The sequence below is a fragment of the Burkholderia sp. IDO3 genome, assembly GCF_003366075.1.
In the GTDB taxonomy this organism is placed as follows: domain Bacteria; phylum Pseudomonadota; class Gammaproteobacteria; order Burkholderiales; family Burkholderiaceae; genus Burkholderia; species Burkholderia anthina.
The window spans coordinates 557,720-580,800 of the sequence record NZ_CP028962.1 but is presented as its reverse complement, the minus strand read 5'-3'; the positions used below and the strand labels follow the sequence as shown (position 1 = coordinate 580,800).

Sequence of the window (23,081 nt, the reverse complement as noted above, 5' to 3'; positions counted from 1 at the left end):
AGCGCATCGACAGCGATCACGGCAACACTCACCGCCATCACCGCGCCTGCCGCCGTTCACATGCCCGGCACGACGAGCACCGGCATCACGTCGATCGTCTCCCCCGGGAACAGCGTGAAATGCGGATGACCTTCGAACATCGCGGCTGCGGCTTCGTGCGACGCGGCGCGCACCACGGTAAAACCGCCCATCGCGTTGGCGCTGTCCTTCACGCCGCCCGCTCCGATGGTCTTGGTCTTGCCGAGCGGGCCGCCGAGCTCGACGATCGCGTCGCGATGCCGTTCGACCCACGCGTGCCACGCGGCGATGCCTTCCCGCTCGCGCGTCCGCCGCTCCTGCTCGGGCAACGCCATCCATGCCGTCATGCGCGGGCTCTCCTTGCTGCCGAGGAACACCGCGAGATACAACTGCTGCTGAGCACTCATGCTTCCTCCGTCCGGTGGCGAGCACGACGGGACGCCGCGCCTCGCCCTTGACAAGATAGGTTGATATCAACACAATTGCAACATGGCACGCAAAGAAAAGCTCCCTTTCGAAACGACGCTGATGGTGCGTGATTGCTGCCTGTGCCTGCACATGCAGCGCGCGGCGCGCAATCTCGCGCGCATCTTCGACGATGCGCTGCGTCCGCTGGATCTGACCAACGGCCAGTTTTCGCTATTGATGTCGCTGAACCGGCCGCAGCCTGCCGCGATGAAATCGGTCGCGTCGCTGCTCGCGATGGACCGCACCACGCTGACCGCGGCGCTCAAGCCGCTCGAGCGGCGCGGGCTGGTCACGATCGCGCAGGATCCGGACGACAAGCGCAGCCGCCTGCTGGCACTCACGCCGGCCGGCGATCGATTGCTCGCCGAAGCGTTTCCGGTGTGGCAGCAAACGCATGCCGACATCGAACGGCCGTTCGCGCCGGGCGAAGTCGATCTGCTGCGCGGCCAGTTGCGCGCGCTGTCGGAGGATCCGGCTACACGAGACTGACGCGCGCGCCGCTCACTTGCGGCCTTTCTTCGGCATCAGCAATTGCGCGAACGCCTGCAGGAAGCGCACGGGCCCGTGCGCGTGCAGCGCCTGCCCGCTGCTGAGCGCGCCGTCGATGACGGTCGCGAGCCGCAGCGCGTACGTTTCCGGCTCGTCGATCCGCATTGCGTCCGCGAGCTCGGTCAACCGGCGCCGCAGTTCCTGCTTGTGCGCGACGGCGACCTTGCGGGCCGGATGATTGCCGTCCGCATACTCGGCGGCGATATTGATCTGCGGGCAACCGCGATAGCCGGGGCGCTCGATGCGCTCGCCGATCCACTGAAGCTGCGCGTCCAGCTCCTCGCGCGGCGTGCGCCGGTACTGCGCGGCCACGGCATCCCAGTGCGCCCAGAAATCCGCGTCCTCGCGCAACAGGAACGCCTCGATCAGGTCGTCCTTGGTCGCGAAGTGCCGATACAGGCTCGTCTTCGCGACACCCGCCTGCGCGACGATCAGATCCACCCCGACCGCCCGCGTGCCCTCCCGATAGAACAACTCGCTGGCCGTTTGCAGAATGCGTTCGCGCGTATCGGGCGCGCGCCCGTTCGTGTCCGTTCCCTTTTTCATCGAAGCCCGGCCATTCAGGCCGCCTGTCCCGCGAAAGTGCATCCGATGATAGCACCCGGAGGTTGACGATACTACAGGTCTGTACTATAAAACAGACCGTTCTGTATCGGAGTGGATCATGGACGATCGAATGCCGGTTGCAGTGTATGGCGCCACGGGTCACACCGGGCGATTCGTGCTCGCGGAACTGGCGCGGCGCGGCCTCGGCGCGATCCGCATCGGGCGCGATGCCGCGCGGCTGGCGCAAGACGGCAACGACGCGGCGCCGTGGCACGTCGCATCGGTCGACGATCCGGCCTCGCTCGACGCCGCGCTGCGCGGCGCGCATGCCGTGATCAACTGCGCGGGGCCGTACCTGGATACCGCGCTGCCCGTCGCCGATGCGGCATGGCGGGCCGGCATCCCGTATCTCGACCTGACGGCCGAGCAGCCGTCGATCCAGGCATTGACCGGACAGCGCGACGCACGCGCGCGCGCCGCCGGCGTGACGCTCGTGCCGGCCGCCGCGTTCTACGGCGGCCTGGCGGACCTGCTCGTCACGGCCGTGGTCGACCGGAACCGGCCGATCGATCGCGTCGACATCGCGACCGGTCTCGACAGCTGGCATCCGACCCGCGGCACGCGCGTGACCGGCGCGCGCAATCATGCGACCCGGCTCATCCTGAAGGGCGGCAAGCCGACGGCGGTGCCGTCGACTGCCCGCGAACGCACGTGGCCGTTCCCGTCGCCGCTCGGTGACGTCGGCGTGACGCTGCTGCCGTTTTCCGAAGTGATGACACTCGCGCGACATCTGCCTGTCGATACGATCGAGTCCTGGCTCGCGACGCTCGCGCTGCGCGACGTACGCGATGCCGGCACGCCGCCGCCGCAACCGGTCGACGCGCTCGGCCGATCCGCGCAGCAATTCGCGATGGATGCCGTCGTCGTGCAGAACGGCGTCACGCATCGCGCAACCGCATCGGGACGCGACATCTACGCGGTCAGCGCACCGATCATCGTCGAGGCGACGGTCCGCCTGCTGACCGGCCGGACGCTGACGTCGGGCGGCGTGCGCAGCCTCGGCGAACTGTTCGACGCACGCGATTTCCTCGCGGCGCTCGATACGATCGCCGTATCGTTCGGCACGACTGCCGATCCCGTTTTCACCAGGAGAGACGAGTATGAGCAACAGTAACAACGAGAAAGGCGCGTATTTCCGTTCGCTTCACCGCGCAGGCGAGCCGCTGCTGTTGTTCAACGTGTGGGACGCCGGCAGCGCGCGCACGGTCGCCGAGGCAGGCGGCGTCGCGCTGGCGACCGGAAGCTGGTCGGTCGCGGCCGCCAACGGCTTCAGCGACGGCGAGCAGATGCCGAAAGCGCTGATGATGGAAGTGCTCGCGCGGATCGCGCAGGCGACGGATCTGCCCGTCACCGTCGATCTCGAAAGCGGCTATGGCGAGCGGCTGGAGGATGTCGCGGACACGATCGCCAGCAGCATCGAGGCCGGCGCGATCGGCTGCAATCTCGAGGACAGTTTCCCGGCGACGAGCGAGCTGCGCACGGTCGACGCCGCCGCCGCACGTCTCGCGGCGGCCCGGCAGGCGGCCGATCGCGCGGATATCGGCTACTTCATCAACGCGCGCACCGACGTGTTCTTCAAGGCCGCGGCCGACACGCACGACGAACGGCTGCTCGACGAAGTCCTGACGCGCGCACGCGCTTATGCGGCGGCCGGCGCCGACGGCCTGTTCGTGCCGGGCCTGCGTTCGCCGGCGCTGATTCGCGCGCTGACGGCCGCGTCGCCGCTGCCGGTGAACATCATGCGCGTGTCGGAAACGCCGGCGCTGGCCGAACTCGCCGAATCCGGCGTCGCGCGCATCAGTCACGGGCCGTACCCTTACCTGCAGGCGATGAAGGCGCTTGCGGCGGTGGTGAAGCAGCGCGCCTAGCCGAACCGATTACATCCGATGTAATTGGCGCGCGGCGCGGCCGTCCGTACGCTTCAGGTGTCGCGCCGCCATTCCGGCGGCGCGCATCGCCCAGGAGGCGTCATGTCCCGCTATCCGCTTCATACGATCGACTCGGCCCCTGCCGCGTCGAAGCCCGTCCTCGCGCAACTCCGGACCACCTTCGGCATGGTCCCGAACATCGCGGCGGCGATGGCCGCCTCGCCGGTGCTGATCAACGGCTTCATCGGCCTGTTCGAGCGCGTGCACGCCAGCAGCCTCACGGAGCCGCAGATCCAGACGCTGCTGCTCACCAACGCGGTCACGAACGCCAGCGAATGGCCGGCCGCCTTCCACACCGCGCTCGCCTTGCAACAGGGCGTGCGCGCCGCCGACGTCGATGCGATCCGGCGCGGCGGCCTGCCCGGCGACGCGGCGCTGGCCGCGCTGTCGGCGCTGGCGCGCGCACTGATCGAAACCCGTGGCCGCCTGGCGGAAACCGACCGGCGGCGCTTCCTCGACGCCGGCTTCAGCGCCGAACAGTTGTTCGAAGTGATCGCGGTGGTCGCCGCATCGACGATCACGAACTACGTCGGCAGCGTGGCCCGGCCGGCGCTCGAAGCGCCGTTCGATGCGTTCGCGTGGCATGCGGATGCCGAGTGAGTTCGCTATAGTCGTCGGCGTCGCTCACGGAACGATCAGGACAACGCGATGAATGCGAGCACCCGCGATCCGAACGCGCCGCCGCCTGAACTGGGCCGGCTGTTGCGCTACTGGCGCGACCTGCGCGGCATGAGCCAGCTCGACCTGTCGCTCGACGCCGGCATCTCGCAGCGCCAGATCAGCTTCATCGAAAGCGGACGCAGCGTGCCCGGACGCGACACGCTGCTGACGCTGGCGCAAACGCTGGACGTGCCGCTGCGCGAGCGCAACGCGTTGCTGCTCGCCGCCGGATACGCGCCCGTGTATTCGGACGCGCCGTGGAACGCGGTGGAAATGCATGGCGTGATCCGCGCGCTCGAACGGGTCGTCCGCCAGCACGACCCGTTCCCCGCGATCGTCATGGACCGGCACTGGAACGTGCTGATGACCAACGACGCGGCGCCGCGCTTTTTCGGCTGCTTCATCGACATGGCCGCACGCGAAGGCCCGCGCAACCTGCTGCGCCTGATGTTCGATCCGTCGGGCATGCAGCCGTTCGTCGCCGACTGGGACAGCGTATCGCGCAGCCTGCTGCAGCGCGTGTACCGCGAATCGGTCGGCCGCGTGATCGACGACGACACGCAGCGGCTGCTGGACGACCTGCTTGCCAGCCCGCATGCGCCGCGCGACTGGAAAACGCCGCCGGCGCCGGCTGCCGCACCGTCGATGCCGGTCGTTCCGGTCGGCTTCGTGCACGAAGGCGTCGTGCTGCGCTATTTCTCGTTGATCACGACGGTCGGCACGCCGCAAAGCGCCGCCGCGCAGGAACTGCGCATGGAGTGCATGTTCCCGGCGGACGACGCCACCGAAACCCGTCACCGGCAGTTGCTCGACGCACACGCGCCGGCGCGCTGAGCCGCGCGCCGCCGGCGGTCACGCGTCGGTCACTCGGCCAGCGCCGCTGCGACCCCGACCCGCTTCGGCACGCCGGTCACGATCGTCGCCACCGCAACGGCCAGCACCGCGGCCGCGCCGAGGAACACGCCGCCCGCGCCGTTCGCGTCGAACACGACACCGCCCACCGCCGCGCCCGTCGCGATCGCGAGCTGGATCGCCGCCACGATCAGCCCGCCCGCGCTTTCCGCTTCATCGGGCACGGTGCGCGTGACCCACGTCGACCATGCGACCGGCACGCCGCCGAACGCCATCCCCCACAACGCGACCAGCACCGCATCGATCATCGGCGCACGGCCGAGCGCGACGAGCGCGATGCCGAGCACGACCATCAGCGCGGGCATCCCGATCAGCATCGGCCGCAGCCGGTGTTCGAGCACGCGGCCCGCGAGCGACGTGCCGACGAAGTTCGCGATGCCGTAGCCGAGCAGGATCGCCGACAGCCCGTTCACGCCGACGCCCGCCACCTGTTCGAGGAACGGCCGCAGATACGTGAAGAACGCGAAATGCCCGGTGAACACGAGGATCGTCGCGAACATCCCGAGGCCGACGGTCGGCCGGCGCAGCACGTCGACGAGCGTGCGCAGCCGCGTCGTGCCGCTCGGCGGCATCGACGGCAGCGTCATCACCTGCGACACGAGCGCGACGCCGCCGATGCCGGCCGCGATCAGGAACACGTTGCGCCAGCCGATCAGGTGCCCGAAATAGCTGCCCATCGGCGCGGACGCGATGGTCGCGACCGCCACGCCGCTGAAGATGATCGACAGCGCGCGCGGCACCATCGCGGTCGGCACGAGCCGCATCGCCGTGGCCGTCGCCATCGTCCAGAAGCCGCCGAGCGCGACGCCGAGCACGACGCGGCCGATCAGCAGCGTCGTCAGGTTGGGCGCGAACGCGACCGCGAGGTTCGAGGCGACGAGCAGCACCGAGAAGGCGAGCAGCACGCGCCGCCGGTCGATCGTGCGCGTCAGCGCCGAGATCAACAGGCTGGTGACGAGCGCGACGGTCGCGGTGGCCGTCACGGCCTGGCCGGCGACGCCTTCGGTCACGCCGAGACTGTCGGCCATCGGCGTGAGCAGGCTCGCGGGCAGGAATTCGGCGGTGACGAGGCCGAACACGCCCAGCGTCATCGCGAACACCGCGCCCCAGGCCGGTTCGCGGGGAGCCGCCGTGGCGGCGGTGGAGGACATTCCGGGATTCATGCGTGGTTCCGTATGAAAAAAGCGTTCCAGTGATGGCGTATCGTAAGGAACCCCGGCAGGACGGTCTATGACATACAATCCGCTCTTATTGATCGAACGTCCGAATCTGATATGTCCGAGCCACTGCTTCCCGATGTCCCCGACGCGCACGACCTCGTCAGCGAGCTGCTGCTGGGCATGCGCCTGAGCGGCGTGCAGTACCGCCGGATCCAGGTGCCGCGGCCGTTCGGGTTGAGCTTCGGCCATGCGCCGGGCCGCGCGCAGTTCCATTTCGTCGGGCGCGGGCCGGTGCTGCTGCGCGACGCGGCCGGCACGACGGTGCAGCTGGAGGCCGGCGACGCGATCCTGCTGCCGCACGGCCTCACGCATGCGCTGATGTCCGATCCGGATGCCGCGTGCCGCGAGATCGGCGGGTTCGAAGTCGCGAAGATCTGCGACACGGTCGCGTCGGTCGGTGCGACGTCGTGCGCGACAACGGAGCCGGGCGCCGGCGATGCGCTGATCTTCAGCGCGTGCATGGAGCTCGATCTCGGCGGCATGCAGCCGCTCGTCGGGACGATGCCGGCGTTCATGCACGTCGGCACGCTGCTCGCGCGCTACCCGGAAATCCGGCCGATGCTCGATGCGATGGAGCGCGAATCGTGCTCCGCGCGCGCGGGCTTCGCGGGCATCCTGGCGCGGCTCGCGGACGTGGTCGCCGCGTTCATCGTGCGCGGCTGGGTCGAATGCGGCTGCGGCGACGCGACGGGCTGGGTGCAGGCGCTGCGCGAACCGAAGCTCGGCCGCGCGATCGTCGCGCTGCATCGTGATCCAGGGCGAAACTGGAGCGTCGCGGAGCTGGCCGCCGCAGCCGGCGTGTCGCGCTCGGTGTTCGCCGAGCGCTTTCTCTCGGCCACCGGGATGACGCCGGTGCGCTATCTGACCGAGCTGCGGATGCGGCTCGCCGCGCAGTGGATCGCACGCGACCGCGAAGCGATCGAGGCGGTCGCGTACCGGCTCGGCTACGGGTCGCTCGCCGCGTTCAGCCGCGCGTTCAAGCGCGTGGTCGGGCGGCCGCCGGGCGCGGTGCGCGCGGAAAGCGACGCGCACGCCGGCGCGTAACGGGGCGCGCGCGACGCCTCCGCCGCGCTCAACGCGGCTTCACACGCACGACGATCTGCGCCTGCGTGTCGCGTTCGATGCGTTCGAGCGACACACGCAGCGCCGTGAAGTCGTCGGGCGCGCAGACCTGGCGGCCGAACGCCGCGTTCATCCGGCGGGTGATCTGCACGACGCGCGCGGCCGGATCGAACACGTAATGCGACGTGAAATCGACGAAGCGGTCGTGCACGACCGTATCGGCCGGCAGGTCGGTCACCGCGACGTCGGCCGGCAGCGCGATCTGGCCGGTCTCGTCGAACGCGCCGCCGATGCACACCCACGGCTGCGTGCGCGCGGGCTCGGTCAGCCAGCCTTCGACCTGCGTCGCGATCCCGCCCGTCAGGCTCGACAGCGCGGGCACGGCCGTGGTGCCGTCCGGCCACACCAGATGATCGAGCGTGCCGGTCATCGTCGCGTCGAACGGCCCCTGCGTCACGCGGCGATCGCTTGTCGCGATCTGCGCGCGGCCACGCAACCCGCTTTGCCGCACCCGCTCGTTCGCGAGCTGCCGGATGCGCTCGGGCGGCGCGCGGCGAAACAGCGTACGTTCGAGTTCCGCCGTCCAGCCGTCGTCCTCGGTGAGCGCGTGGAAACGCGCGGCACCCGGCTGCGCGGCATCGATCTCCAGCCGCGCGACGCGGCGGCGCGGCTGCGTGGCCGGCGTACGCGACAGCACGCCGGTATCGACGAGCAGCGCCGGACGATCCATCACGATCGGCGGCAGGTAGCCGAACGCGATGCCGCCCGTCGTCGTGTCCGCATAGAGCCCGAGATCGGGCAGCCACGTGATCGCGTGATTGATCGCGCCGCCGCCGTAACCGGGCACCGACGGCAGCGTATAGACGGAACCGAGATTGATCAGCACCGGTTCGCTGCGGATCCCGACCGCCGCGAGCAACGCGCCGAACAGCGCGACGTGATCCTTGCAGTCGCCGTAGCGGTTGCGCAGGATGTCCGTCACGCGATGCGGCGCGGCGGCCGTTTCGCCGAGAAAGAGCGCGACGTAACGCACATTCGCCTGCACCCAGTCGTACAGGATGCGCGCCTTGTCGCGAGGATCGGCGGCGTCGGCGGTAAGCGCGCGCGCCAGCTGCACGACGGCCGGATCGTCCGCGCCCGGATCGACGGCCGCGTCGCGGTAGCGCGCGGCGAACGCCGCGTAGTCGGGCAGCGTGGACACCACGAGCCGGTCGCCGTAGGTCGGGTAGCCGACCGCGCCGCTCTCGATCCGGTCGTACGGCCCGTGCCGGTAATCGAACGCGTAACGCGTGCGGCCGTTTTCGGTCACGGGCGGCAGCGCGACGTAGCCGCGCGCGTCCGCATGCAGCGGCATGTCGGCGGGCACGTCGAAGATCAGCCGCTGGCGCTCCACCGGCTCGCGCGACGGCTCGACGTAGTAGCCGAAGTAACCGGCGTTGACGCGCTTCGTGCGCGTCTTGCGAAACACGATGCGCGTGCTCGATCCCGCCTCGACGCCGGGAAACACGACGGTGCGCAGCAGCCCGTCCTGGAACGTCGGGGCGCCGGCCGAACGCGGCTCCTGCACGTCGCGGATGCCGTCGGGGCCGACCGGATGCGCAACGCCGTCGCGATCGATCGTCTCGGCCGCGAGCAAATCGACCTTCTCCAGATTCTTGTCGAACCACACGTAGCGCTGCGCGATCGCATCGATCCCGTTCGCATCGTTCGCGCGCAGTGTCGAATCGTCGTGTTCGTCGAGCGATCCATCGCGCTGGAGCACGAATACGTGGACATCGCTCACGAGCGTCACCGGCGCGGCGTCGTCCGTCTCCGCGAAAACGGGCCGTGCAAGCGCCAGCACAACCGCAGCGAAGACGCCGGCGAGCGCGGCGGTGCGCGCCGGCACACGGCCGGGTAATCGGAGGAACGGGAAACGCACCACGTCGAAGCTCTCCGCGCGTTCGTGTTCGATCGGACGCGACGGGCAGGCATCGATGCAGGCCACACACGCACCCGCACCGCCCTCGCCCATCGCTCGGACCAGTGTGGGTGACGTGCCCGCGAGCGTCAAGCCGCGCAGCAGCGGCCCGCGTCGCCATGAACGGGACGTGCAGGCCATCGCGCCGCGCGCCCTCCCCGCGGGCTGTCGCCGCGTCTTCGTCCGTACTCCGTGCGATCGCTTTTATATCATGTTGTGATATATAATTCAGACAGGCAAATCGCGCGTGCAACGTCGCCGAAACAGATGACGATCCGGTGAATCCGGCACGCCGACATGGGGAAGGAGACATCATGCTGATCAACAACGATTTCGAAATCGGTTATCTCGTGATCGCGTTCGCGCTGCTGGGCGTGATCCTGTTCGGCGCGCTGCTGACGGCGCTGCACCTCGAGCGCTGTCATCCGAAGCTGGTCGGCGCGGCGCTCGGCGCGCTGATCGGGATCGCGTTGATCGAAGCGATGCCGCTGCTCACGTGAATGCGGCATGGCAATCGTTCGTTGGCCCCGATCCTGCCGCAGCGTGCGCGTTGACGGCACGGGGTCGGAACGAACGGCGCCCGCGAAGGAGATCACGATGAAATCACCGCTCTGCATGACCTATCGCCAATGCGAGATCCGCGCGGGCGCGCTGGTCGACGCGGTAGCCGGCGAAGGGCTCGAACTCGGCGCGCTGTACCAGCCGCTCGCCGTCGTGTACTGGCGCGACGCCGGCGGCCGCCACGAGGCGCACCTGCTCGACCCGAAACACCACGTGTTCCGCAACGACTCGGATGCGGTCAGGATCTCGATCGCGCTGGCCAAGCGCTTCATCGATACGAAACTCGTCGGCACCTTCATGCCCGCGGGCTGACGTCCCGCCGCATACCGCGTCCTTACTCTGCAGGAGGCGACATGGAAAACGGTATCGTCCCCACCATCGTGCTGCTCGTGGTCCTCGTGTTCGCGGTGCTGTTCTTCGCGGAACGGCGCAGCCGCGACCGCACGCGCGACCGGCTGCTGCACCGGGCCGCGCGGCGCTCGCCGCGCTCGCATACGCATCATCACCCGTAAGCGCGCCGCGCAAAAAAATCGGCCGGCGGTGCGGCGTCGTTCGACGCGCGACCGCCGGCCTTCCAGTGGAGGTCCGGTTGTCGGGGCAGCCGTGCGCAATGCGCGCCTACATGCCCCACATCACGTGCCGGCCCTGTGCATGGGCCGCACGCATCATGTCCAGCAGCGGCCACGCGCGCTGCGCGAGCCCGCCGGCGTGCGGCGCCAGTTCGGTGCGCAGCCCGCGTGTCGAATGCTCGTGCGCGCTTTCCCGCGCCGCGTCATCCCTGATCGCCTGTTCGAGCCGGGCGATTGCCGCCGGTAATTCTTCGGTGGAAATCACGCCGCGAACAGCGAGCCCCTTCCCGACGAGCCCCAGCAGGTACTGCGCCAGATCGCGCAACATCACGATATCCGGCGCGGCGGATGACCGAAACGTAACCATCATCGTCATTTCCCCTTGTCGTGGCCGCCGCGAGACCGTGCGGCATCCGCCGCCGGTCGCGGCGAGGCCTGCCGGTCATCCTGCCGCGCCCGGTCGCCGCCCCGTTCTTCTGAACCGGACGTTCGCCCGGCACGATGCGCGCATCGCGCGGCCGGGTTCGTTTGCGGCGTAGAGGCCGGATGACACGAAGGCCTGCCTTCATTTTATATCACGTTGTGATGTATTCAAGCGTACGGCCCCGCAATCGCGGAGCCTCCGTGGCGAAATTGCCAACGGGCGCCGGGCGTCGCGCCCGACGCGGCGCTAACCGACGTTCACCGGCAGCAGCACCATCTGCCGCCCCTCGACATGCAGCCGCGCGGTCGGGAAGTTCACGCGCCGGAAGATCGGCTTGCTCGCGAAGCACACGCCGCTCGGATACGCATCGAGCGTCGACGACGCGAGGTACATGCATTCGACGACGGGGTTCATGCCGAACGCGATCCGGTACTCGGCTGCAATGTCGTTGCGGCGGCAGTGCGCGACGTCGTAGTCGATCGATTCGGCAATCGGGCGGCGCAGCCGTTCGAGATGCTCGCGTCCGTCGTACGCCTTCGCATCGACTTCCCCTGCCGCGCGAAAGATCACGTTGCGAAAGTGCCCCGGAAACAGCCGGTTGACCCACGGCAGCGCGTGCATGCGCGCGCCGCAATGCTTGCCGACGAGCAGCACGGCGGTGGGCTGCACCGGATCGGGCCGGCCCGGCGCGCCCGCTTCGTCGACTCCCGGCGGCGTGCCCGGGAACCATGCGTCCTCCCTGGCGAGCGGCGTACGCGTGCACGCGTAGTGCCGGTTGGTCATGAAGGACAGCGCGATCACCGCGCTCGTCGCGAGCACCGTGAGCCAGCCGACGGCCGTGAACGTCTCGATCAAAGCGGCCGCCGACGGCCCGGCGGCACTTTCGACGCGTAAGCGAACGGTCCGGCCGCATCGGCGTCGCGGCGGCGAACTCGCGCCGCCCGCAAGCCGCCCGCCCGGGTCGCGCCGGGTCGAACGGCTGCCGCCGGATGCGCGATGCGATACCCCGCCGCCGGGCCGATTCCGCCATTCGCCGCAATCGAGGCCGAACCCGCCGAACGCAACGCGCAACCGCGTCCCGGTCGTGCGTCATTCCCCGCAATTCGAGTTTTGTGCGCGCGCAACAATGGCGATGCCTCGCGGCCGGCGCCATGCGGGGAGCGGGTTGCTCCACGCGACACCGGCCGCGGCGGTCTTTGAAAAACCACATCACGAGGACATACCATGCAACTCCAATCCCATCCGGCGTGCCGCCCGTTTTACGAAGCAGGTGAACTCACGCAACTGACTGCGTTCTACGAAGAAGGTCGCAATGTCATGTGGATGATGCTTCGATCGGAGCCGCGGCCGTGCTTCAACCAGCAACTCGTCACCGACATCATCCATCTCGCGCGCGTCGCACGCGACTCCGGCCTGCAGTTCGACTTCTGGGTGACGGGCTCGCTCGTGCCCGAGCTGTTCAACGTCGGCGGCGACCTGAGCTTCTTCGTCGACGCGATCCGCAGCGGCCGGCGCGATCAGCTGATGGCCTACGCGCGTTCGTGCATCGACGGCGTGTACGAGATCTACACGGGCTTCGGCACCGGGGCGATCTCGATCGCGATGGTCGAGGGCAGCGCGCTGGGCGGCGGCTTCGAGGCCGCGCTCGCGCATCACTACATCCTCGCGCAGAAGGGCGTGAAGCTCGGTTTTCCCGAGATCGCGTTCAACCTGTTCCCGGGCATGGGCGGCTATTCGCTGGTCGCGCGCAAGGCGAACCGCGGGCTCGCGGAATCGCTGATCTCGTCCGGCGAGGCGCACGTGGCCGAGTGGTACGCGGATCAGGGGCTGATCGACCAGACGTTCGAAGCCGGCGACGCGTACCTCGCAACGCGCACCTTCATCGACGTGACGAAGCCGAAGCTGAACGGCATTCGCGCGATGCTGCGCGCGCGCGAGCGCGTGTTCCAGCTCACGCGCTCCGAGCTGATGGACATCACCGAGGAATGGGTTCACGCGGCGTTCACGATCGAGCCGAAGGATCTCGCGTACATGGAACGCCTGGTGATGCTGCAGAACCGGCGCGTGTCGAAGCTGCGCACGGTGTAACGCGAGCGAAACGCGCCGCCGCCGCGTGGCCGGCGGTGCGCCGCAACCGGACGCTCAGGCGATCAGCCTGAGCTTTCTCGTCTCCGCGAGCCATGCCTCGAAGGCCTGGGCCGGCATCGGTCGCGCAAAGTAGTAGCCCTGCGCGTGATCGACGTGGATCTGCTTCAGGAATTCGGCTTCCTCGTGCGTCTCGACGCCTTCGGCGACCACCGAGAAACTCAGCGCCTTCGCAAGCGACACGACGGAGCGCACCAGCGCCTGCGAGCGCGGATTGCGATCGATGCCGGTGATGAAGGTGCGATCGAGCTTGATCGCATCGAGCGGCAGACGCGACAACTGCGACAGCGACGAATAGCCGGTGCCGAAATCATCGAGATGGATCTCCGCGCCGAGCTGGCGGAATTCCTTCATCAGCTGATGCGCCGATTCCTCGTCCTCGATGAAGCTGCTTTCGGTGAGCTCGATGTCGAGCAGGCTCGGCTTCAGCCCCGCGCCGTCGAGAATCGACGCGAACTGGTGGACGATGTTCATGTCCTGCAGCTGCCGCGCCGACACGTTCACCGCGATCCGCACGCCGAGCCCCTTCGCCCTCCACGCCGCGGCCTGCGCGGCCGCGGTGCGCATCACCCAGCGCCCGAGCGGCGCGATCAGCCCCGACTCCTCCGCGAAGCGGATGAACTCGATCGGCGCGACCAGCCCGCGCTCGGGCGACTGCCAGCGGATCAGCGCCTCGACGCCGCGCACGTCGCCGGTCGCGATATCGACGACCGGCTGGTAATGCAGCACGAACTGCTCGTCCTCGAGCGCCTTGCGCAGGTTCGTGTCGAGCCACATGTACTTCGCGACCTTCTGGTTCATCTCCTGCGAGAACACGCGATACGTGTGCTTGCCTTCTTCCTTCGCGACGTACATCGCGGTGTCGGCGCTGCGGATCAGCGTCTCGAGCGAATCGCCGTGCTGCGGATGCAGCGCGATGCCGATCGAGCAGCTCGTGTACACCTCCATCAGCCCGAGGTGGATCGGCGTGCGCAGCCGCTCGAGGATGATCTGCGCGGTCGCTTCGAGCAGCGGCCGCGTGCCGTGCTCGAACAGCACCAGGAATTCGTCGCCGCCGAGCCGCGCGAGCGTCGCGCCGGACGGCAGGCAGCCGCTGATGATCGCGGACACGTCCTGCAGCAGACGGTCGCCGGTGATGTGGCCGTAGTGATCGTTGACGCGCTTGAAGTTGTCGAGATCGAGGAACAGGATGCCGACCTGCCCGCGCATGTCGGTGCGGTCCATCGCGAGCGCCCCGCGGATGCGCTCGTTGATCGCATGCCGGTTCGGCAGACCGGTCAGCACGTCGGTGTTCGCGAGTTCGCTGAGGCGCTGCTGCGCGTTGCGCTCCTCGGTGATGTCGATGCCCGAGCAGATCAGGAACTGCTCGTCGACGCCGCTGCCGCTCTGCACGAACTTGTTGCGGAACTGGAACAGGCGCGGCCCGCTGACCGTGTTGATGTAACGCTCGACCGCGAACGAATGGTTGCTCGCGAAGAAGCCGGCGATGTTGTGGCGCGACTGTTCGCCCTGCTCGGGGCTCATGAACAATTCGAATGCGCTGCGGCCGACCACGTCGACCTCGCGCTTGCCCGTCACTTCCTCGCACAGGCGGTTGAAGCGCTGCACCATCCCGTTACGGTCGAGAATCACGACGAGCGAATTCACTTCGGACACGACCTGCTCGGCGAACGCGAGCCCGTTCGCGAGATCGCTCGCGACGGACGCGGTATCGGAATAGGCGGAGGCCGTGCCGGCCCAGTCTTTCGTATCGACCTTCCGGCCGACCAGATGGAGGCTGATCGGCGTGCCGAACAGTGCGATGTCGAGCACGAGGTGCGACGTGACGCCGGTCAGCACGCGCACCCGCGCAGCCTGCTCGGCGGTGAGCGCGACCGCGACGTCGGTCATGCCGCGAACCGCGGCCAGTTCGAGTGCATTGCTGTCGCTGCCGAGACGCCAGCAGGGGCTGCGCGTACCGACATGCGCCTCGAGCACCGCGCTATCGTTTTCGTCATCCATGGACACGCCCCGATCCAGAAAAAACGCACAGTGTAGACGGAGGCGAGACGGCCGCCCCGGATCCCTGGCCGCGCAACGCGCGTGCCCGGCAAGGCAGTCGTGATGGCCGCGACAGCGGTCCTCGTTCCGTGTTTGTTTCCACCTAATGCGACCCGGCGTTCGCGCTCGACGCGCGCAGGTTTTCCAAACGAATGATGAGACCCATCTTATCAAATGACAGTGAAGATTGGCACTCACATTTGGAACAGGGTGTCAAGGAATCGGGACTCGGTTGGCAACGGGGATTTTTCGTGCTCGGCAATACCGCGCCGGCCGGTTCAGCGGGCCCGGGCGGGGCCCGCTGAACCGGCCGGAAGCCAGGCTGGAAAAGGATTTGCGACGAATCAACGACGATCGGAACCGATACGCGGCAATTGCACGCCAGCGGGGTCGAATCGCATTGCAGCAATCGCGGAAATGGCATTTTCCTTTCCGTTTGCGCGGGAATCCACGCCTTTATTCCCATACCCGTTGCAATACCGCACCGGTCTTTTCACACGAATATATCGTCCGCGCGTGTCGCCCGGCTCAGCTGGCCGCGCCGTAGCCGCCGCCCCCCGGCGTTTCGACCACGAACACGTCGCCCGCCGCCATCTGCGCGCGGCCGATGTGGTCGAGCGTCTCGACCGTGCCGTCCGCCCGCTCGATCGTGTTGCGGCCGAGCGCGCCCGCATCGCCGCCCGCCGCGCCGAACGGCGCATGGATCCGGTTGTTCGACAGGATCGACGCGGTCATCGGTTCGAGGAAGCGGATCCGCCGCACCGCGCCGTCGCCGCCGCGCCAGCGCCCGCCGCCGCCCGACCCCGCGCGCAGCCGGTGCGAGTCGAGCCGCACCGGGTAGCGCCATTCGAGCACTTCCGGATCGGTCAGCCGCGAGTTCGTCATGTGCGTCTGCACCGCGCCGACGCCCGCGAAGCCGCTGCCCGCGCCGCTGCCGCCGGCGATCGTCTCGTAGTACTGGTATTGATCGTTGCCGAACGTGAAGTTGTTCATCGTGCCCTGGCTCGATGCGACGCAGCCGAGCGCGCCATACAGTGCATTGGTGATCGCCGACGACGTCTCCACATTGCCCGACACGACCGCGGCCGGATACTCGGGATTGAGCATCGAGCGCGCGGGCACGATCACCGTCAGCGGCTTCAGGCAGCCGGCGTTCAGCGGGATGTCGTCGCCGACCAGCGTGCGGAACACGTACAGCACGGCGGCCATGCAGACGGCCTTCGGCGCGTTGAAGTTGTTGTCGAGCTGCGCGGACGTGCCGGTGAAATCGATCTCCGCCCGCCGCGCCGCGCGATCGACGCGGATCGCGACGCGAATCTCCGCGCCGTTGTCGAGCGGATAGCGGTACGCACCGTCCTGCAGCGCGCCGATCACGCGGCGCACCGCTTCTTCCGCGTTGTCCTGCACGTGCCCCATGAACGCGAGCACGACGTCGCGGCCGAACTGCGCGACCATCCGCCGCAACTCGTCGACGCCCTTCTGGTTCGCGGCGATCTGCGCGCGCAGGTCGGCCATGTTCTGCTCAACGTTGCGCGCCGGATAGCGGCCCGATGCGAGCAGCGCGCGTGTGTCGGCGTCGCGCAGTACGCCGGCCGATACGAGCTGCCAGTTGTCGATCAGCACGCCCTCTTCGTCGATGTACCGCGAATCGGGCGGCATCGAGCCCGGCGTCGTGCCGCCGATGTCCGCGTGGTGGCCGCGCGAGCCGACGTAGAAGAGCGGCGTGTCGGCGCCGTCGGCGAACACCGGCGTGATGACGGTCACGTCCGGCAGGTGCGTGCCGCCGTGATACGGATCGTTCAGCATGAACACGTCGCCGTCGCGCATGCGGCCGCGATTGCGCTCGATCACCGTGCGGATGCTCTCGCCCATCGAGCCCAGGTGCACCGGCATGTGCGGCGCGTTCGCGATCAGGTTGCCGGCACCGTCGAAGATCGCGCACGAGAAGTCGAGCCGTTCCTTGATGTTCACCGAGTACGCGGTGTTCTGCAGCCGCAGCCCCATCTGCTCGGCGATCGACATGAACAGGTTGTTGAAGATCTCGAGCCGCACCGGATCGGCGTCGGTCCCGAGCGAGCGGCGTGTCGGCAGCGGCGTCGTGCGCGTGAGCACGAGGTTGCCCTGTGCGGTCATCCGCGCGCGCCAGCCGGGCTCGACGACGGTCGTGCCGTTCTGCTCGGCGACGATCGCCGGCCCGTCGATCGCGTCGCCGGCGAGCAGCGTGTCGCGCACGTAGAGCGCCGCGTCGTGCCACTGGCCGCCGGAATGGAAACGCACGGCTGACTCGGCGGCCGGCGCGGCGGCATCGCCTTCGCCGCGGGGCGCGAGCGGTGCGATTTCCACTGGCGCGTCGGAGCGACCGATCGCCTCGACCGATGCCAGCTCAACCACCAGCGGCGTGTCGGGCATCAGGAACGCGTAGCGCTGCCGATACGCGGCTTCGAACGCCTGCTGCATCGCGGCGACGCTGCCGGCCGGCACGTCGAGCGCGGAATCGGTGCCCTGGTAGCGCAGGTGCACGCGCCGCTCGGTCGCGATCCGCTCCGGCGGCACGTGCTGTTCGAGCAGCGCGCCGACCGCCTCGTCGGCCAGCCGGTCGAGCGCTGCGTTCAGCGCCGGCAGCGACGCGTCGGACAGCACGGCTTCCACCGCGCGCTCGCGCATCGCCGTCTGGTCGGCAAGGCCCATCCCGTACGCGGACAACACACCCGCCAGCGGATGCGCGAACACCTGCGTCATCCCGAGCGCGTCGGCCACGCCGCACGCGTGCTGGCCGCCCGCGCCGCCGAACGTCGTCAGCACGTAGCGCGACACGTCGTGGCCGCGCTGCACCGAGATCTTCTTGATCGCGTTCGCCATGCTGCCGATCGCGATTTCCAGGAACCCTTCGGCCAGCGCCTCGGGCGTGTCGCGCCGCCCGGTCGCCGCGTGGATCTCGTCGGCGAGCGCCTCGAACTTCGCGACCACGCCGTCGCGATCGAGCGGTTGATCCGCGTGCGGGCCGAACACGCGCGGAAAATGATCGGGCCGGATCTTGCCGAGCATCACGTTGCAGTCGGTCACCGTCAACGGGCCGCCGCGCCGGTACGCGGCCGGCCCCGGGTTCGCGCCGGCCGATTCCGGCCCGACGCGCAGCCGCGCGCCGTCGAAGCCGAGCACCGAGCCGCCGCCGGCCGCGACCGTGTGGATGCTCATCATCGGCGCGCGCATCCGCACGCCGGCCACCTGCGTCTCGAACACGCGCTCGAACTCGCCGTTGTAGTGCGACACGTCGGTCGACGTGCCGCCCATGTCGAAGCCGATCACCTGGTCGAAGCCGGCCGCGCGCGCGGCGCGCACCATCCCGACGATGCCGCCGGCCGGGCCGGACAGGATCGCGTCCTTGCCCTGGAACGCGTCGGCGCGCGTGAGGCCGCCGCTGCTCTGCATGAACTGCAGGTTCACGCCGGGCATCTCGTGCGCGACCTGCTCGACGTAGCGGCGCAGGATCGGCGACAGGTACGCGTCGACCACGGTCGTGTCGCCGCGCGGCACCATCTTCATCAGCGGCGACACCTCGTGCGACACGGACACCTGCGTGAAGCCGATCCGGCGCGCGAGCGCCGCCAGCATCCGTTCGTGCGCGGTGTAGCGATAGCCGTGGATCAGCACGATCGCGAGCGCCTGCACGCCCGAATCGAACACGCGGCGCAGCGCCGCTTCGGCCTCCTGCACATCGAGCGGCACGACGACGTCGCCATGCGCGCCGACCCGCTCGTCGATCTCGACGACCGTCTCGTACAGCGCATCGGGCAGCACGATGTCGAGATCGAACAGGCGCGGCCGGTTCTGGTACGCGATGCGCAGCACGTCGCGAAAGCCGCGCGTCGTCGCGAGCGCGGTGCGTTCGCCCTTGCGTTCCAGCAGCGCGTTGGTCGCGACCGTCGTGCCCATCTTCACCATGTCGACGCGCGCGGGCGTAATCGGCTCGCCGTCGGCGAGGCCGAGCAGATGGCGGATGCCGGCCACGGCCGCATCGCGATATTGCTCGGGGTTGTCCGACAGCAGCTTGTGCGTGACGAGCGCGCCGTCGGGCCGGCGCGCGACGATGTCGGTGAACGTGCCGCCGCGGTCGATCCAGAATTGCCAGCGGGCGGCGTCGGAGGAAACGGGGAAAGTGTGTCGGTCAGTCATGGCGATGAAGTCGATGCGTCGTTGAATTCAGGGCGAGCGCCGCCGCACGGCGCGCGTCGCGCGCCGCGTGACGGCTTCGATGAAAAGGGGGTGAAAAGCGGCGGGCGGGCGCCCGCTCAAGCGGCGTCGAGTTCGCGGCCGCGCGTCTCGGGCAGCGTCAGCGCGGCGACGATCACCACGCCGTAGGCGGCGACGGCGAAGATCCCGATGCTCATGCCGAGCCCGTACTGCTTCGACAGCGCGCCGATCAGGAACGGAAACAGTGCGCCGATCGCGCGGCCCACGTTGTAGCAGAAGCCCTGGCCGGAGCCGCGTACGCGGGTCGGAAACAGCTCGGTCAGGAACGCGCCCATCCCGGAGAAGATGCCCGATGCGAAAAACCCGAGCGGGAAGCCGAGCCACAGCATCGACGCGTTGGTCAGGTTCAGCGACGTGTACGCGAACGCGATCACCATCGAGCCGAGCGCGAACAGGATGAAGTTCGGCTTGCGTCCGAGGCGGTCGGTCAGGTACGCGCTCGCCAGGTAACCGACCCACGAGCCGAAGATGATCATCGCGAGATAACCGCCGGTGCCCATCACGGTCAGGTGCCGTTCGGTCTTCAGGAAAGTCGGCAGCCACGTCGTGATCGCGTAGTAGCCGCCTTGCGCGCCGGTCGTCAGCAGCGCCGCGCGCAGCGTCGTCGTGATCAGCTTCGGCGCGAAGATTTCGGTGAGGCGCGGCGCGTCGGCCACTTTCGCCTGCGCGGCCTTTTCCTTCTCGAAGACGTCGGGCTCCTTCACGTAGCGGCGAATCACGACCACCAGCAGCGCCGGCGCGAGGCCGATGAGGAACAGCCCCCGCCACGCCTGTTCGGCCGGCAACGCCGAGAACAGCACTGCGTACAGCACCGCCGACAGCCCCCAGCCGATCGCCCAGCCCGACTGCACGAGCCCGACCGCCTTGCCGCGATCCCGCGCGCGGATCACTTCGCCGATCAGCACCGCGCCGGCCGTCCATTCGCCGCCGAAGCCGAAGCCCATCAGCGCGCGCGCCGCGAGCAGCTGGTGATAGTTCTGCGCGAGCCCGCACAGCGCGGTGAACACGGCGAACCACAGCACGGTCAGTTGCAGCGTGCGCACGCGGCCGATCCGGTCGGACAGGATGCCCGCGATCCAGCCGCCCAGCGCCGATGCGAGCAGCGTCATCGTGCCGATGAAGCCCGCGTCCGCGAGCGAGATGCCCCAGGTCGCGACGAGCGTCGGGATCACGAACGACAGCATCTGCGTATCCATCCCGTCGAGCATGTAGCCGAACTTGCAGCTCCAGAACGCACTGCGCTCGCGCGGCTTCGCGTCCGCGTACCAGCCGAACATCCCGTTGCGCGCGGGGCCCGCGGGGTCGGCGGCGGGCGCCGCGAGGGTCTTGCTTTCCATGGTGAGGCTCCTGTCGATATGCCTGTCGATATGTGCGGTCAAAACCGGTTCGTGTCGTCTCGTGCATGCCCGTGTGCCGGGCTCGCGGCCCGCGGGCCACGGATGCGCGCCGCCCTCCGGCCGGGCGGATCGTCTGCGGTCGCGGCACGCTGCCGCGACGGGGCCGGACCGGCGAGCGCGCGGGCTGCCGGCGTCTCGGGTCAGAACACGGCCAGCGACGCGTTCGTGATGTCGGTCACCAGCATGTAGCCGGGCGTATGCGCGATCGCGAGCGGCAGCTTCGCTTCCATCAATGCGGTTTGCGGCGTCACGCCGCACGCCCAGAACACCGGCAGCTCGCCGTCGCGCACCGTCACCGCATCGCCGAAATCGGGCGCGCCGAGATCGGCGATGCCGAGTGCTTCGGGATGGCCGATATGGATCGGCGCGCCGTGCACGCCCGGAAACCGGCTCGTGATCTGCACCGCGCGGATCGCATCGGCGCCGCGCAGCGGCCGCATCGACACGACCAGCTGGCCGCCGAAGACGCCCGCGCGGCGGTTCGAGATCGTCGTGCGGTACATCGGCACGTTGCGGCCCTCCTCGATGTGGCGCAGCCCGATGCCTTCACGCGCCAGCATGTCCTCGAACGAGAACGAGCAGCCGATCGCGAACACGACGAAATCGTCGCGCCACAGCGCTTCGAGCGATTCGACGCGCCCGGTCAGCCGGCCGTCGCGGTACACGTTGTAGCTCGGCACGTCGGTGCGGATGTCGAGATCCTCGCCGAGCACGTCGAGCCGGAACGCGCCCGGTTCGCCGACGCCCAGCAGCGGGCACGCTTTCGGATTCGCCTGACAGAAGCGCAGGAAATCGTGCGCGTACGCATTCGGCAGGATCGCGAGATTCGCTTGCGCGAACGGGCCGCACTGGCCGGCGGTCGGGTTGCGGAATGTACCGTTGCGCACGGACTGGCGGAATTCGGAAGGCGTCATGGTGTTCGTCGGCAGATCGGAGGGCGTCGGGCTGACGGTGTTGCGTCAGCGGATACGGCGAAGAATAGAAAAGAAAAAAATTTGTCGCCAACGAGTTTTTTTGCGCCGCGCGTATAGAATTTCTTAACGAATCTCCGGGTTTTCCCCGGTCCCGTTCACTTTTCTTCACCGGCAAGCTGCGCGTGCCCGATCCGTTCCACCGCCATGAACACGCGTTTTCTCGAAACTTTCGTCACGCTCGCGAAGCTGCGCAACTTCCGCACGACGGCCGCCGCGCTGCACGCGACGCCGGCCGCGATCTCGCAACGCCTGAAGGCGCTCGAGGACGAATTGCACACCGTGCTCGTCGATCGCGACAGCCGCGAATTCCGGCTCACGCCGAACGGCGAATACCTGCTCGGCTATGCGAAGGCCGTCGTCGAGGCGACGCAGGAGCTGCAGGCCGCCGCGGCCGGCGAAAGCGCGCTGCGCGGCAAGCTGCGGCTCGGCGTGATCGAGACGGTCGTGCACAGCTGGCTGCCGCATTACCTGCGCCGCCTCGCGGCCGACTATCCGCAACTGGAAATCGACCTGACCGTCGACGTCAGCGTCGTGCTGCAGCGCCGGCTGATGGCCGGCGAGCTCGATTTGATCATTCGCGTGGAAGGCAGCGACGAGGCGTCGGTCGTCTGCGACGCGCTCGCGAACTATCCGGTGCGCTGGATCGCGCGCACGGGGCTGCTGCCGAACGCGCGCACCGGCCTCGCGCGGCAGGTGCTGCGCCAGCCGATCCTGACCTACGGGCGCGGCACCGCGCCCCACCGCGCGCTCGAGGACATCGTGCGCACGCTCGCGCACGCGCATGGCGTGCCGCTGTCGGAGACGCGCATCACCGGCTCGCCGTCGATCTCGGTGATCGTGCAGCTGGTGCGCGACGGCTTCGGCGTCGCCGCGATTCCGGTGCTGTTCGTCGATGCGCTGATCGAAAGCGGCGAAGTCGTCGAACTGCCGCTGCAACCGTCGCCGCCGTCGATCGTCGTGTCGATGTCGCGCCGCGCCGACGCGCCGAAGTTCGTGCACGGCGCGTCGATCGCCGCGCGCGCCGCGTGTCACGAGTATTGCGGGAAGAGCAACCGGTTGCTGGTCGAAGCGCTTTGATGCGCGGGATGCTGCATCAGCTGCCGCAGCGCCGCCTCCGATTCCCAGTAGTAGACGTTCTGGATCAGTCCCGCCTCGGCGTTCTCCCACGTCTCCTCGCCGAGATAGCCGGGCGTCGCGCGCGCCATGTCCGCGATCCGCCGATCGAGGCGATGGAATTCGTCGTCGTATTGCCCGGCGCGGAAAATGAAGGTCGATGCATCCATGCGCGCTCCGTCGGAGACGATTGCAAGAGCGCCAAGTGTAAGGCACGCGTGACG

General features: G+C 68.7%; 20 protein-coding genes and 2 pseudogenes. 11 read left to right on the top strand and 11 right to left on the bottom strand.

Annotated elements, in window-relative coordinates:
• Positions 1-56: 56 nt before the first annotated feature.
• The gene (locus DCN14_RS02830) at positions 57-425 is read right to left on the bottom strand and encodes a hypothetical protein (protein WP_096500288.1); all 369 of its coding nucleotides are present in this window, start codon (positions 423-425) and stop codon (positions 57-59) included.
• Positions 426-507: 82 nt separating this feature from the next.
• On the opposite strand from DCN14_RS02830, the gene DCN14_RS02825 reads away from it, so the two are divergent.
• A complete protein-coding gene (locus DCN14_RS02825; RefSeq protein WP_096500290.1) occupies positions 508-975 on the top strand; it encodes a MarR family transcriptional regulator in 468 nt (155 codons plus the stop codon).
• A 12-nt stretch (positions 976-987) separates the two neighbouring features.
• On the opposite strand, the gene DCN14_RS02820 is transcribed toward DCN14_RS02825, so the two are convergent.
• A complete protein-coding gene (locus tag DCN14_RS02820) occupies positions 988-1,581 on the bottom strand; it encodes a TetR/AcrR family transcriptional regulator (RefSeq protein ID WP_096500292.1) in 594 nt (197 codons plus the stop codon).
• Between the two features lie 118 nt (positions 1,582-1,699).
• Between DCN14_RS02820 and DCN14_RS02815 the strand changes: the two genes are divergently transcribed.
• The 4 genes from DCN14_RS02815 (at position 1,700) to DCN14_RS02800 (ending at position 5,063) form a co-directional block, all read left to right on the top strand.
• Positions 1,700-2,755 carry a saccharopine dehydrogenase NADP-binding domain-containing protein gene (locus DCN14_RS02815; protein ID WP_096500294.1) on the top strand — a complete coding sequence of 352 codons (1,056 nt, stop codon included), beginning with the start codon at positions 1,700-1,702 and terminating at the stop codon, positions 2,753-2,755.
• The gene (locus tag DCN14_RS02810; RefSeq protein ID WP_096500296.1) at positions 2,742-3,509 is read left to right on the top strand and encodes an isocitrate lyase/phosphoenolpyruvate mutase family protein; all 768 of its coding nucleotides are present in this window, start codon (positions 2,742-2,744) and stop codon (positions 3,507-3,509) included. Before DCN14_RS02815 ends, DCN14_RS02810 begins: the two co-directional genes overlap by 14 nt.
• Before the next feature lie 102 nt (positions 3,510-3,611).
• Positions 3,612-4,169, top strand: coding sequence for a carboxymuconolactone decarboxylase (locus DCN14_RS02805; RefSeq protein ID WP_096500298.1), 558 nt, complete (start codon positions 3,612-3,614; stop codon positions 4,167-4,169).
• Positions 4,170-4,217: 48 nt separating this feature from the next.
• Positions 4,218-5,063: a helix-turn-helix transcriptional regulator gene (locus DCN14_RS02800; protein ID WP_096500300.1), complete on the top strand. Its 846-nt coding sequence runs from the start codon at positions 4,218-4,220 to the stop codon at positions 5,061-5,063.
• A gap of 29 nt (positions 5,064-5,092) precedes the next feature.
• On the opposite strand, the gene DCN14_RS02795 is transcribed toward DCN14_RS02800, so the two are convergent.
• Positions 5,093-6,304, bottom strand: a complete 1,212-nt coding sequence (locus DCN14_RS02795) for an MFS transporter (RefSeq protein ID WP_096500302.1) — start codon at positions 6,302-6,304, stop codon at positions 5,093-5,095.
• Between the two features lie 111 nt (positions 6,305-6,415).
• Between DCN14_RS02795 and DCN14_RS02790 the strand changes: the two genes are divergently transcribed.
• A complete protein-coding gene (locus DCN14_RS02790; protein WP_096500304.1) occupies positions 6,416-7,405 on the top strand; it encodes an AraC family transcriptional regulator in 990 nt (329 codons plus the stop codon).
• A 28-nt stretch (positions 7,406-7,433) separates the two neighbouring features.
• Here DCN14_RS02790 and DCN14_RS02785 read toward each other — a convergent pair whose 3' ends face one another.
• Entirely contained in the window at positions 7,434-9,347 is a 1,914-nt protein-coding gene (locus tag DCN14_RS02785; protein WP_096500541.1) for a DUF3857 and transglutaminase domain-containing protein, read from the bottom strand.
• Between the two features lie 350 nt (positions 9,348-9,697).
• On the opposite strand from DCN14_RS02785, the gene DCN14_RS02780 reads away from it, so the two are divergent.
• From DCN14_RS02780 to DCN14_RS38350, 3 genes are all read left to right on the top strand, one after another.
• Entirely contained in the window at positions 9,698-9,883 is a 186-nt protein-coding gene (locus DCN14_RS02780) for a hypothetical protein (RefSeq protein WP_096500306.1), read from the top strand.
• A 97-nt stretch (positions 9,884-9,980) separates the two neighbouring features.
• Complete coding sequence (locus DCN14_RS02775) at positions 9,981-10,256, top strand: hypothetical protein (RefSeq protein WP_096500308.1); 276 nt, start codon at positions 9,981-9,983, stop codon at positions 10,254-10,256.
• Between the two features lie 41 nt (positions 10,257-10,297).
• Positions 10,298-10,456 carry a hypothetical protein gene (locus DCN14_RS38350; protein ID WP_172441868.1) on the top strand — a complete coding sequence of 53 codons (159 nt, stop codon included), beginning with the start codon at positions 10,298-10,300 and terminating at the stop codon, positions 10,454-10,456.
• Between the two features lie 106 nt (positions 10,457-10,562).
• Here the strand turns inward: DCN14_RS38350 and DCN14_RS02770 are convergent, their stop codons facing one another.
• A complete protein-coding gene (locus tag DCN14_RS02770) occupies positions 10,563-10,883 on the bottom strand; it encodes a DUF1840 domain-containing protein (protein ID WP_096500543.1) in 321 nt (106 codons plus the stop codon).
• Between the two features lie 300 nt (positions 10,884-11,183).
• Positions 11,184-11,792 (bottom strand): annotated as a pseudogene (locus DCN14_RS02765) (amino acid transporter); the annotation flags it as partial.
• 369 nt (positions 11,793-12,161) lie between these two features.
• On the opposite strand from DCN14_RS02765, the gene DCN14_RS02760 reads away from it, so the two are divergent.
• Positions 12,162-13,025: a crotonase/enoyl-CoA hydratase family protein gene (locus tag DCN14_RS02760; protein WP_096500310.1), complete on the top strand. Its 864-nt coding sequence runs from the start codon at positions 12,162-12,164 to the stop codon at positions 13,023-13,025.
• Between the two features lie 54 nt (positions 13,026-13,079).
• On the opposite strand, the gene pdeR is transcribed toward DCN14_RS02760, so the two are convergent.
• From pdeR to DCN14_RS02735, 4 genes are all read right to left on the bottom strand, one after another.
• Entirely contained in the window at positions 13,080-15,083 is a 2,004-nt protein-coding gene (gene pdeR, locus DCN14_RS02755; protein WP_096500312.1) for a cyclic di-GMP phosphodiesterase, read from the bottom strand.
• Positions 15,084-15,650: 567 nt separating this feature from the next.
• On the bottom strand, positions 15,651-19,295 hold the full coding sequence (locus DCN14_RS02745; protein WP_096500314.1) for a hydantoinase B/oxoprolinase family protein: 3,645 nt from the start codon (positions 19,293-19,295) through the stop codon (positions 15,651-15,653).
• Positions 19,296-19,411: 116 nt separating this feature from the next.
• On the bottom strand, positions 19,412-20,710 hold the full coding sequence (locus tag DCN14_RS02740; protein ID WP_096500316.1) for an MFS transporter: 1,299 nt from the start codon (positions 20,708-20,710) through the stop codon (positions 19,412-19,414).
• A 200-nt stretch (positions 20,711-20,910) separates the two neighbouring features.
• Positions 20,911-21,684 carry a putative hydro-lyase gene (locus DCN14_RS02735; protein WP_096500318.1) on the bottom strand — a complete coding sequence of 258 codons (774 nt, stop codon included), beginning with the start codon at positions 21,682-21,684 and terminating at the stop codon, positions 20,911-20,913.
• A 204-nt stretch (positions 21,685-21,888) separates the two neighbouring features.
• Between DCN14_RS02735 and DCN14_RS02730 the strand changes: the two genes are divergently transcribed.
• On the top strand, positions 21,889-22,821 hold the full coding sequence (locus tag DCN14_RS02730) for a LysR family transcriptional regulator (RefSeq protein WP_096500320.1): 933 nt from the start codon (positions 21,889-21,891) through the stop codon (positions 22,819-22,821).
• Here DCN14_RS02730 and DCN14_RS02725 read toward each other — a convergent pair.
• Positions 22,821-23,027, bottom strand: a pseudogene (locus DCN14_RS02725) (antibiotic biosynthesis monooxygenase); the annotation flags it as partial. The gene DCN14_RS02730 and the pseudogene DCN14_RS02725 sit on opposite strands and share 1 nt — an antisense overlap.
• Between the last annotated feature and the right edge of the window lie 54 nt (positions 23,028-23,081).

What these genes read in the sequence shown, in the direction of transcription:
- DCN14_RS02830 (WP_096500288.1), bottom strand. Translation starts at nt 425, where the DNA reads ATGAGTGCTCAGCAGCAGTTGTATCTCGCGGTGTTCCTCGGCAGCAAG.
- DCN14_RS02825 (WP_096500290.1), top strand. Translation starts at nt 508, where the DNA reads ATGGCACGCAAAGAAAAGCTCCCTTTCGAAACGACGCTGATGGTGCGT.
- DCN14_RS02820 (WP_096500292.1), bottom strand. Translation starts at nt 1,581, where the DNA reads ATGAAAAAGGGAACGGACACGAACGGGCGCGCGCCCGATACGCGCGAA.
- DCN14_RS02815 (WP_096500294.1), top strand. Translation starts at nt 1,700, where the DNA reads ATGGACGATCGAATGCCGGTTGCAGTGTATGGCGCCACGGGTCACACC.
- DCN14_RS02810 (WP_096500296.1), top strand. Translation starts at nt 2,742, where the DNA reads ATGAGCAACAGTAACAACGAGAAAGGCGCGTATTTCCGTTCGCTTCAC.
- DCN14_RS02805 (WP_096500298.1), top strand. Translation starts at nt 3,612, where the DNA reads ATGTCCCGCTATCCGCTTCATACGATCGACTCGGCCCCTGCCGCGTCG.
- DCN14_RS02800 (WP_096500300.1), top strand. Translation starts at nt 4,218, where the DNA reads ATGAATGCGAGCACCCGCGATCCGAACGCGCCGCCGCCTGAACTGGGC.
- DCN14_RS02795 (WP_096500302.1), bottom strand. Translation starts at nt 6,304, where the DNA reads ATGAATCCCGGAATGTCCTCCACCGCCGCCACGGCGGCTCCCCGCGAA.
- DCN14_RS02790 (WP_096500304.1), top strand. Translation starts at nt 6,416, where the DNA reads ATGTCCGAGCCACTGCTTCCCGATGTCCCCGACGCGCACGACCTCGTC.
- DCN14_RS02780 (WP_096500306.1), top strand. Translation starts at nt 9,698, where the DNA reads ATGCTGATCAACAACGATTTCGAAATCGGTTATCTCGTGATCGCGTTC.
- DCN14_RS02775 (WP_096500308.1), top strand. Translation starts at nt 9,981, where the DNA reads ATGAAATCACCGCTCTGCATGACCTATCGCCAATGCGAGATCCGCGCG.
- DCN14_RS38350 (WP_172441868.1), top strand. Translation starts at nt 10,298, where the DNA reads ATGGAAAACGGTATCGTCCCCACCATCGTGCTGCTCGTGGTCCTCGTG.
- DCN14_RS02770 (WP_096500543.1), bottom strand. Translation starts at nt 10,883, where the DNA reads ATGATGGTTACGTTTCGGTCATCCGCCGCGCCGGATATCGTGATGTTG.
- DCN14_RS02760 (WP_096500310.1), top strand. Translation starts at nt 12,162, where the DNA reads ATGCAACTCCAATCCCATCCGGCGTGCCGCCCGTTTTACGAAGCAGGT.
- pdeR (WP_096500312.1), bottom strand. Translation starts at nt 15,083, where the DNA reads ATGGATGACGAAAACGATAGCGCGGTGCTCGAGGCGCATGTCGGTACG.
- DCN14_RS02745 (WP_096500314.1), bottom strand. Translation starts at nt 19,295, where the DNA reads ATGACTGACCGACACACTTTCCCCGTTTCCTCCGACGCCGCCCGCTGG.
- DCN14_RS02740 (WP_096500316.1), bottom strand. Translation starts at nt 20,710, where the DNA reads ATGGAAAGCAAGACCCTCGCGGCGCCCGCCGCCGACCCCGCGGGCCCC.
- DCN14_RS02735 (WP_096500318.1), bottom strand. Translation starts at nt 21,684, where the DNA reads ATGACGCCTTCCGAATTCCGCCAGTCCGTGCGCAACGGTACATTCCGC.
- DCN14_RS02730 (WP_096500320.1), top strand. Translation starts at nt 21,889, where the DNA reads ATGAACACGCGTTTTCTCGAAACTTTCGTCACGCTCGCGAAGCTGCGC.